The following is an 8,685-nucleotide window of genomic DNA, read 5'->3' as shown; positions in this document are numbered from 1 at the left end:
AAGAGCAAGAGCAAGAGCAAGCCCCCCCCTAAATCCTCCCCCCGGCCAAGCGTCTCTCAAGCGACTACCGCCCATTCGCTTGCTTGCGAGGATTCACCATGTCCACCGCTACCAGCCTTGCTCAGATCCCACCGGCCACCACCCCGCATCCCCTGTACGAATTCACCGACTCCCCGCTGCTGCACCGCCAGCAGCAACAGGAGTCCAATGCCCGTAGCTACCCCCGCCGTATCCCGCTGGCCCTCAAACGAGCCCGTGGCATCTATGTCGAGGACGTCGAAGGCCGCCAGTTCATCGACTGCCTGGCCGGGGCCGGTACGCTGGCGCTGGGCCATAACCACCCCGTGGTGGTCGAAGCCATCCAGCGCGTGCTGGCCGATGAACTCCCCCTGCACACCCTGGACCTGACCACCCCGGTCAAGGACCGCTTCGTCCAGGACCTGTTCGCCGTACTGCCCGAAGCACTGCGCCGTGAAGCCAAGGTGCAGTTCTGTGGCCCGACCGGTACCGATGCGGTGGAAGCGGCGCTCAAGCTGGTGCGCAGCGCCACCGGACGCAGCACGGTCCTGACCTTCCAGGGCGCCTACCACGGCATGAGCCAAGGGGCACTCAGCCTGATGGGGAGCTTGGGTCCCAAGCAACCCCTGGGCGCATTGCTGGGCAGCGGCGTGCAGTTCATGCCGTACCCCTACGACTATCGCTGCCCATTCGGCCTGGGCGGCGAGGCGGGCGTTAAGGCCAACCTGCACTACCTGGAAAACCTGCTGCTCGACCCCGAAAGCGGGGTGCCGCTGCCAGCAGCGGTGATTCTGGAAGTGGTGCAGGGCGAAGGCGGCGTGATACCCGCCGACATCGAGTGGCTCAAGGGCGTAAGGCGCATCACCGAGCAGGCGGGCGTCGCGCTGATCGTCGATGAAATCCAGAGCGGCTTCGCCCGTACCGGGCGCATGTTCGCCTTCGAACACGCCGGTATCGTCCCAGACGTAGTCACCTTGTCCAAAGCCATCGGTGGCAGCCTGCCCCTGGCCGTGGTGGTGTACCGCGACTGGCTCGACACCTGGAAGCCGGGCGCCCATGCCGGCACCTTCCGCGGCAACCAGATGGCCATGGCCGCAGGGTCTGCCGTGCTCGAATACCTGGTCGAGCACCGCCTGGCGGACCATGCCGAGGCCATGGGGCAGCGCCTGCGCGGGCACTTGCAACGCCTGCAGGCGGACTATCCGCAGTTGGGGGATATCCGTGGCCGGGGGTTGATGCTGGGCGTGGAACTGGTCGATCCGCACGGCACGGCGGACGCCCAGGGGCACCCGCCGGCCAACCGCGAACTGGCCCCGCGCGTACAGCGCGAGTGCCTCAAGCGAGGCCTGATCCTGGAACTCGGTGGCCGCCACGGGGCCGTGGTGCGTTTCCTGCCGCCTTTGATCATCAGCGACGAACAGGTCGACGAGGTCGCGCAGCGTTTCGCTGCTGCCGTGGCCGCGGCGGTCTGAGCCCAGCCGGGGGCCGCGTGCCCCCGGCTATACCCCTTCAGTCCAAAGTTCTGCCTGCACGCCAGTAGCCCATCAGGGTCAGCCCTTGGCGCGGTAACCCGCGCTCCTTGATCAAATGACGACGGATGGCCATGACCGTGGCCGACTCGCCCGCCACCCAGGCGTGGAACGCGCTGCAGGCGGTACTGGCCTGCTCCCACAGGATGCGCTTGTCGATATCGATATCCTCCAGCCTGGCCCTGGGCACGGCATGCCCCTGGGGCAGGCGGGCCAGTTCATGCACGGCATGCAGCATGGCCTGGCCGTGCTCGCAGTTCAGCAGATCGCGTGGCAGCCAGTGCAACTCGACGCCGCTGCCATGCCGCACATCCAGGCAATCGGCCTGCAATGGCACCTCGATGAACGCCTGCACCGCCAGGTCCGGTTGCGTCACGGCCAAGGCTTCGAGGATGCCGGCAATCGCTGGCAGCGCCGTTTCATCCCCGACCAGCAGCACATTACGTACCCCTTGCGGCGGCTTCCACTCGTACCCACCAGGGTCTCCCGTATAGGCCAGATTAGGTGCCAGCATCTGCAGGCGATCACCCGGCTGCGCCTGGGTAGCCCAGGCTGAGGCAGGGCCGTTGACGCCGTGCAGGACGAAATCCACGTCCACCTCCAAGGCCTCTGGGCGCAGTGCGCGCAAAGTGTAGGTACGCATGGGTGGGCGCTGCTCGGCAGCGAGCGCGCTGTGGGCGGCCTTCCAGTGCTGGTCGGCAGGCAGTTGCGCAACGGAGCCATCGGGCGCGGGGAAGAACAGCTTCACCCGCTGGTCTGGGGCCAGGGTCGTCATCTGCGCCACGTCCGGGCCGGTGAACACCAGCCGGGTGAGCGAAGGGGTAAGGGTCAGGCGACGGCTGAGCACCAGGTCGAACAGGCGGTAGGGCTGGGCCTGGCGTGTGGCGCCGCCAATCAGACGGCGCAGACCTTGCTGGAGGGTTTGGGTCATGCGGGCGGGGCTGGGCATGGGGCGTTCTCGTGCAGACGTCTTTGCTGAGAAACGAGCTGACGCCCAGGCAAATTAAACGCACATCACCAACCGCGACCGGCGTTCACCCAGAAGTTGACCGACAGCGACGTGGACACCGACTCCACCTGGTGGAACCAACCCTCGGGCAAAAACAGCAGGTCGCCGGCTTGCAGCACCACGCGCAGGAACGGCACATCGCGGGCGGCCGGGAAACGCTGGTAGTCGGCGGCATCGGGGTTGAAGTCGCAGCCGTCCAGGCCACCCTTGGGGCTGGTCGACCAGGTGCCCAGCGCCGGGCGGTGATGCGGGGCAGCAAGAATGAACGACTTCTGCCCCCAGACTTGAGCGAACAGGTTGTCGGTGTCGTCCCGGTGCAAGGGTGTGAGCGTCCCTTTGGGCCCGATCCAGATGCGTGGCGCGATGTAGCGCGAGCGTTCGAAATAGTCGGGGAAGCGGATCAGCGCCAGGAGCTTTTCCGGGACGATGTTGTTGCCCATGTAGGCCGGGGTTTCACCCGGTTTGGCCGGGGTATCGAGCGAGGCAATGAAGTCGGCCATGGAGGTAGCGCGAAAGTCGCGGTCGGTGGAGAAGGTCTTTTTCACGTAATCGCCGTGGCGGGTGATGCCTTGCAGCTCGGCAAAGTGCGCGAGGGATGCCTCACGCCCCATGCTGAACAGCGGCCAGTCGTGCAGGGCATCGCTCATCACCACCGGCATGCCCTGGGGCAGGAACTCCCGGGCAAAACGCTCGGCTGACAGGTGCGCCCGTGGCAGGCGGGGCACCTCACGCAGCACAGGCTGCGCTGCCGATATCCGTTCGCTGATGCGCGCGGGCGTGGGGTAGCGTTGGTTCATGGCCACCTTGCTGGCCGACGTGCCTTGCCGCGCGCTGTTGATGATCTGCGGCAGCAGCGTGGCCAGGCCCATGTTGCCGGTGATCTTCAGCCGCGCACTGGCGAACAGTTCCTCGACATTGGCCGTGCCGCCCATGATCCCGAGAAAGTCGCGCTCGGCCACTTCGATGGTGACGTCCGGCGCTGCGTGGCGACCCGCACCGGTGCGGCTCTGCTCGCGCACCTCCGACCAGAATGCCCGGTCATGGGCGAAGACGAACTGGTAGACGCCCTCGATGCCCACGCCATGGGCATTGGCGAACAGCCTGCTGAGAATGCTCTGAAGGTCCACGGTCAACCCCTGTCGATCTGTCGTTGTGCAGGGTTAACGAGCGATACGCGCACCGATTTAACCGGCGCCTTACCGGCATGCGTGGCGCCAGCGCCTAAGCTGCGCGGCTAATTTTCTTGCGTCGTCCTACGTCCCGTAGGGATAGCCGAGCCAACGCTCGATACCCAACTGTATGGAAGGTCGCAGATGAATGCCGATAAGTCCCTCAAGCTTGCCCGCCGTTTCATAGAGCTGCCAGTGGACAAGCGTCATCTGTTTCTGGATGGCCTGCGCGCCGAAGGCATCGACTTTTCCCAATTCCCCATCGCCGCCGACGTGCAGGTCCCGGACCGTGATGCACTGTCCTATGCCCAGCAGCGCATGTGGTTTCTCTGGCAGCTGGACCCGCGCAGCGGTGCCTATAACCTGCCCAGCGCCGTGCGCTTGAGCGGGCCTCTGGACGAGGCGGCGCTGGAGCAGGCCTTTGCTTGCCTGGTAGCACGCCACCAGAGCCTGCGCACGGTATTCGCCGAAGGCGAAGACGGCCAGGCTCGGCAGGTAGCGGCCAAGTACCCGATGCACGTGGCCAAGCACAGCCTGGTTGACCTGGACGCCGATGCCCAAGCGCGCGGTGTGCGCGAGCTGGCCGAACACGAGGCGCAGCAACCCTTCGATCTGGCCGTCGGCCCCTTGATGCGCGTCACCTTGCTGCGGCTTGGGGCGCAGGAGCACGTGCTGCTGCTGACCCTGCACCACATCGTGTCCGACGGCTGGTCGATGAACGTGCTCATCGACGAGTTCGTCCAGGCTTACCAGGCCTTTGCCGCAGGCCTTGAACCAGCGCTACCGGCCTTGCCTGTCCAGTACATGGACTATGCGCTGTGGCAACGCAAGTGGCTGGAAGCCGGTGAGCAGGCGCGGCAGTTGGGCTACTGGCGCGAGCAGTTGGGCGATGAGCAGCCGTTGCTGGAGCTGGCCACCGATTTTCCACGCCCGGCGGTGGCCAGCCAGCGCGGCCAACGTCACGAGCTGGTCATCGACCCGGCCCTGGCTGATCAACTGCGGGCCTTGGCGCGCCAGCACAACGTGACCTTGTTCATGGTTCTGCTGGCGGCATTCAATGTGCTGCTGTACCGCCACACCGGCCAGACCGATCTGCGCATCGGCGTGCCCGTGGCCAACCGCAACCGGGCCGAGGTCGAAGGCTTGATCGGTTTGTTCGTCAACACCCAAGTGCTGCGCACCTGCCTGCACGGGCATCAGTCGGTCGCCAGCCTGCTGGCCGCCGTAAAACAGACCACCGCCGGTGCCCAGGCGCACCAGGACCTGCCCTTCGAACAGCTGGTCGAGGCCCTGGACCTTGACCGCAGCCTCAGCCATAACCCGCTGTTCCAAGTGATGTACAACCACTTGCCCAACGTTGCCGATATCGAGGTAATGACGGTGGGCGAGGGGTTGGAGCTGCGCCCACTGGAGGCGAGCAGCCGCCCCACGCCCTTCGACCTGACCCTGACCACCTTCGAGCGCGGCGGTCGTCTGCATGCCTCGTTGACCTATGCCAGCGAGCTGTTCGAACCGGCCACCATCGCCCGCATGGCCGGGCACTGGCTGCAACTGCTGCAAGCGATGAGCGAGGATGCCGACCAGCCACTGGACCAACTGCCTTTGCTCGATGCGCACCAGAGGGCACTTTTGCAGCAGCAGGCCACGGGCCCGCAGGCACCAGCAGCGCCGTCGGCACTGGCGATGTTCGAGGCCCAGGTGCAGCGCGTTCCCGATGCCTTGGCGCTGACATTCGCCGGCCAATGCCTGAGCTACGCCGAGCTGGACGCCCGCGCCAACGCGCTGGCCCTGCAACTGGTCGAGCTGGGCGTCGGTGCTCAGGTGTGCGTTGGCCTGGCCGCCGGGCGCTCGTTGGAAATGGTGATCGGCCTGCTGGCCGTGTGGAAGGCCGGGGCAGCTTATGTACCGCTGGACCCGGCATTCCCTGCCCAGCGGCTGGCCTACATGATCGAAGACAGCCGGGTCGGTGTGCTGCTGACCCAGCAGGCGTTGCAAGCCAGCCTGCCGCACATCGCCGGGGTGACGACCCTGCTGCTCGACCCCGCCCGCCCTGAAATGAGTGCGCAGGGCACGCAGCGCCCCGTCCACGCTGGCGAGCTGGCCTACGTCATCTACACCTCCGGTTCCACCGGCACCGCCAAGGGTGTGGCCGTCAGCCACGGCGCCCTGGGCAACTACCTGCAAGGCATTTTCCAGACCTTGCCGCTGCAGGGCGCAAGCAACATGGCGGTGGTCTCCACCCTGGCTGCGGACCTGGGGCATACCGTGCTGTTCGGCGCATTGTGCTCCGGGCGGTCGCTGCACATCATCGAGCAGGACGTGGCCCTCGACCCGCAGCGCTTCGGCGCCTATATGCAAGGCCATGGCATCGACGTGCTGAAAATCGTGCCGTCGCACCTGGAGGCGCTGCTGGGCGCCGATCAACCGCAACAGGTGCTGCCTGCTCGCTGCCTGGTGCTCGGTGGCGAGGCCTGTTCGCCTGCACTGATCGAACGCCTGCGCGCCTTGGGCCGCTGCGACATCATCAACCACTACGGCCCGACCGAAACCACCGTCGGCGTACTGACCCAGAACCTCAGCGCGGCAGACAGCCCCATCGTGCTGGGCCGGCCATTGCCCAACACCCGCACCCAGGTGCTCGATGCCGGCCTGCAACTGCAGGCGCCGGGCAGCCACGGTGAGTTGTACATCGGTGGCGCTGGTCTTGCCCGTGGGTACCAGAACCGTCCAGGCATGACCGCCGAGCGCTTCGTGCCTGACCCCTTCGGTGCACCGGGTGCGCGCCTGTATCGCACAGGTGACCGGGTGCGTCGCCTGCCCTCGGGCGAGCTGGCGTTCCTTGGCCGTGTCGATCGCCAGGTCAAGCTGCGCGGCTACCGCATCGACCTGGATGAAGTGCTGCTGGCCCTGCGTGCAGCGCCCCAGGTGCGCGACGCGGCCGTGCTGCTGGTGGGCGAAGCCGCCCATGCGCAACTGGTGGCCTATGTGGTCTACGCGGACACTGACGCGCAAGCGCAGCTGGAGGCGTGGCTGCAAGCGCGTCTGCCTGACTACATGCTGCCCAGCACCTATCAGGCCCTGGCCGTCATGCCCCTGACCGCCAACGGCAAGCTCGACGCCCGCGCGCTGCCTCAGCCGACCCAGGCGCGTGCCGCCGATGCCCATGTGCCGCCGGTAACTGAGCGCCAACGTGCCCTGGCGGGCATCTGGGAACAGGTGCTCAAAGTGCCGGCAGTCGGCCTTGGCGACAACTTCTTCAGCCTGGGCGGCCACTCGTTACTGGCCGTGCAGATCGTCTCGCGTGTGCGCCGCCAACTGGGGCTCGACCTGCCGCTGCGGGCCATGTTCGACACGGCCAACCTGGGTGAACTGGCCCAGGCGCTGGAGCACTGCGAGCGCTACCGCGAACAGGCGGCCATTGCGGCACTGCCGCGCAGCGAGCGCCTGCCGGCGTCGTTCGCCCAGCAGCGCCAATGGCTGTACTGGACCTTGCAGCCCCAGAGCACCGCCTATCACACCCCGCTGGCCGTGCGGCTGCAGGGCCAGCTTGATCGCCAGGCCTTGCAGCGGGCGATGGACACCTTGCTGGCACGGCACGAAGCCTTGCGCACCACGTTCGTCCAGGAGGATGGCCAGCTTTACCAGCAGGTGCAGCCGGCCGGGGCGGTGGACCTGCAATGGATGGCCTTGCCCGATGCCAGCCAACCCCAGCTGGAGCTTGCGGTGCGCGCCGAAATCACGCGCCTGTTCGACCTGCACCAAGGCCCCCTGATGCGGGTCAAGGTGATCGAGCGCGCGATTGATGAATGGGTGCTGGTGCTCACGCTGCACCACATCACCTCCGACGGCTGGTCCATGAGCCTGTTGGTGCACGAATTCGTCGACCTCTACAGCGCCTTCAGTGCCGGCCATACGTCCGCTCTGCAACCGCTGGTGGTGCAGTACGCCGACTACGCCCACTGGCAGCGCCAGTGGCTGGACCAAGGCGAGATGCAGCGCCAGCAGGCCTATTGGGTCGAACGCCTGGGTGGTGAACCGGTGGTGCTGTCGCTGCCGACCGATCACCCGCGCACGGCGCAGCTCAGCGACTGTGGCGGGCGCCTTGACCTGCGCCTGCCGCAGGACCTGGAGCGTCAAGTACGCGAGTTGGCCCAGGCCCAGGGCGTCACCTTGTTCCAACTGTTCCTGGGTACCTTCGCCTTGCTGTTGCAACGCTACAGCGGCCAGCCCGACGTGCGCATCGGGGTGCCGGTGAACAACCGCAACAGCCAGGAGCTGGAGGCGGTGGTGGGCTTTTTCGTCAACACCCTGGTCATGCGCTTGTGCCCGCAGCCTGAGCAATCGGCGGGCCATTGGCTGCAGACGGTCAAGGAGGTGACGTTGTCGGCCCAGGCCAACCAGGACCTGCCCTTCGACCGCCTGGTGGAAGTGCTCAACCCCCAGCGTGCGCTGAATCACAACCCGCTGTTCCAGGTGATGTACAACCACCTCAGCACTGTCGGCGCCACCGCGACCGGCACTAGCCTGCCAGGTTTGCAGGCTCGCGAACTGCTGCTCGATGGCGGCGGCGCGCAGTTCGAGTTGTCCCTTGAAACCTTGGAAACGCCGCAGGGCATTTCCGTGGCCCTGGTGTACGCCGCCGACCTGTTCGAAGCCGCCACCCTCGAGCGTATGGCCGGTCACTGGCAGACCCTGCTGCGCGGCATGGTTGCCTGCCCTGCACAGGCCATTGGCGAGCTGCCGATGCTCGCTGCCAGTGAACAGCACGGCCTGCGCACTTGGAACCAGACCGCTCAGCGTTACCCCGAGCAATACTGCGTTCACCGCCTGATCGAGCAGCAGGCCCAGCGCAGCCCCGAGGCGACCGCCGTGGTGTTCGGCGCACGTCAACTCACCTATCGCCAACTCAACAACGCCGCCAATGGCCTGGCCTGGCAGTTGATCGATCGCGGCGTTGGCC

At 66.4% G+C, this 8,685-nt stretch carries 4 protein-coding genes; 2 read left to right on the top strand and 2 right to left on the bottom strand.

What is annotated here, in order from left to right; all coding sequences use genetic code 11:
* The first annotated feature begins 98 nt into the window (after positions 1-98).
* A complete protein-coding gene (locus B2S33_RS20900) occupies positions 99-1,490 on the top strand; it encodes an aspartate aminotransferase family protein (protein ID WP_028687919.1) in 1,392 nt (463 codons plus the stop codon).
* Between the two features lie 37 nt (positions 1,491-1,527).
* Here B2S33_RS20900 and B2S33_RS20895 read toward each other — a convergent pair whose 3' ends face one another.
* Positions 1,528-2,496 (bottom strand): siderophore-interacting protein, encoded by a 969-nt coding sequence (locus B2S33_RS20895; protein WP_288651008.1) that lies wholly within the window; start codon positions 2,494-2,496, stop codon positions 1,528-1,530.
* Positions 2,497-2,561: 65 nt separating this feature from the next.
* A complete protein-coding gene (locus B2S33_RS20890; RefSeq protein WP_027916318.1) occupies positions 2,562-3,683 on the bottom strand; it encodes a cupin-like domain-containing protein in 1,122 nt (373 codons plus the stop codon).
* 186 nt (positions 3,684-3,869) lie between these two features.
* Here B2S33_RS20890 and B2S33_RS20885 point away from each other — a divergent pair.
* A partial coding sequence (locus B2S33_RS20885) for a non-ribosomal peptide synthetase (protein WP_288651006.1) occupies positions 3,870-8,685 on the top strand: 4,816 nt, incomplete at its 3' end.

Origin of the sequence: Pseudomonas sp. UBA5568, from assembly GCF_002425525.1 — a bacterium.
Taxonomy (GTDB): domain Bacteria; phylum Pseudomonadota; class Gammaproteobacteria; order Pseudomonadales; family Pseudomonadaceae; genus Aquipseudomonas; species Aquipseudomonas fulva.
The sequence above is the reverse complement of the archived record's forward strand: the minus strand, read 5'-3'. Positions and strand labels throughout refer to the sequence as shown.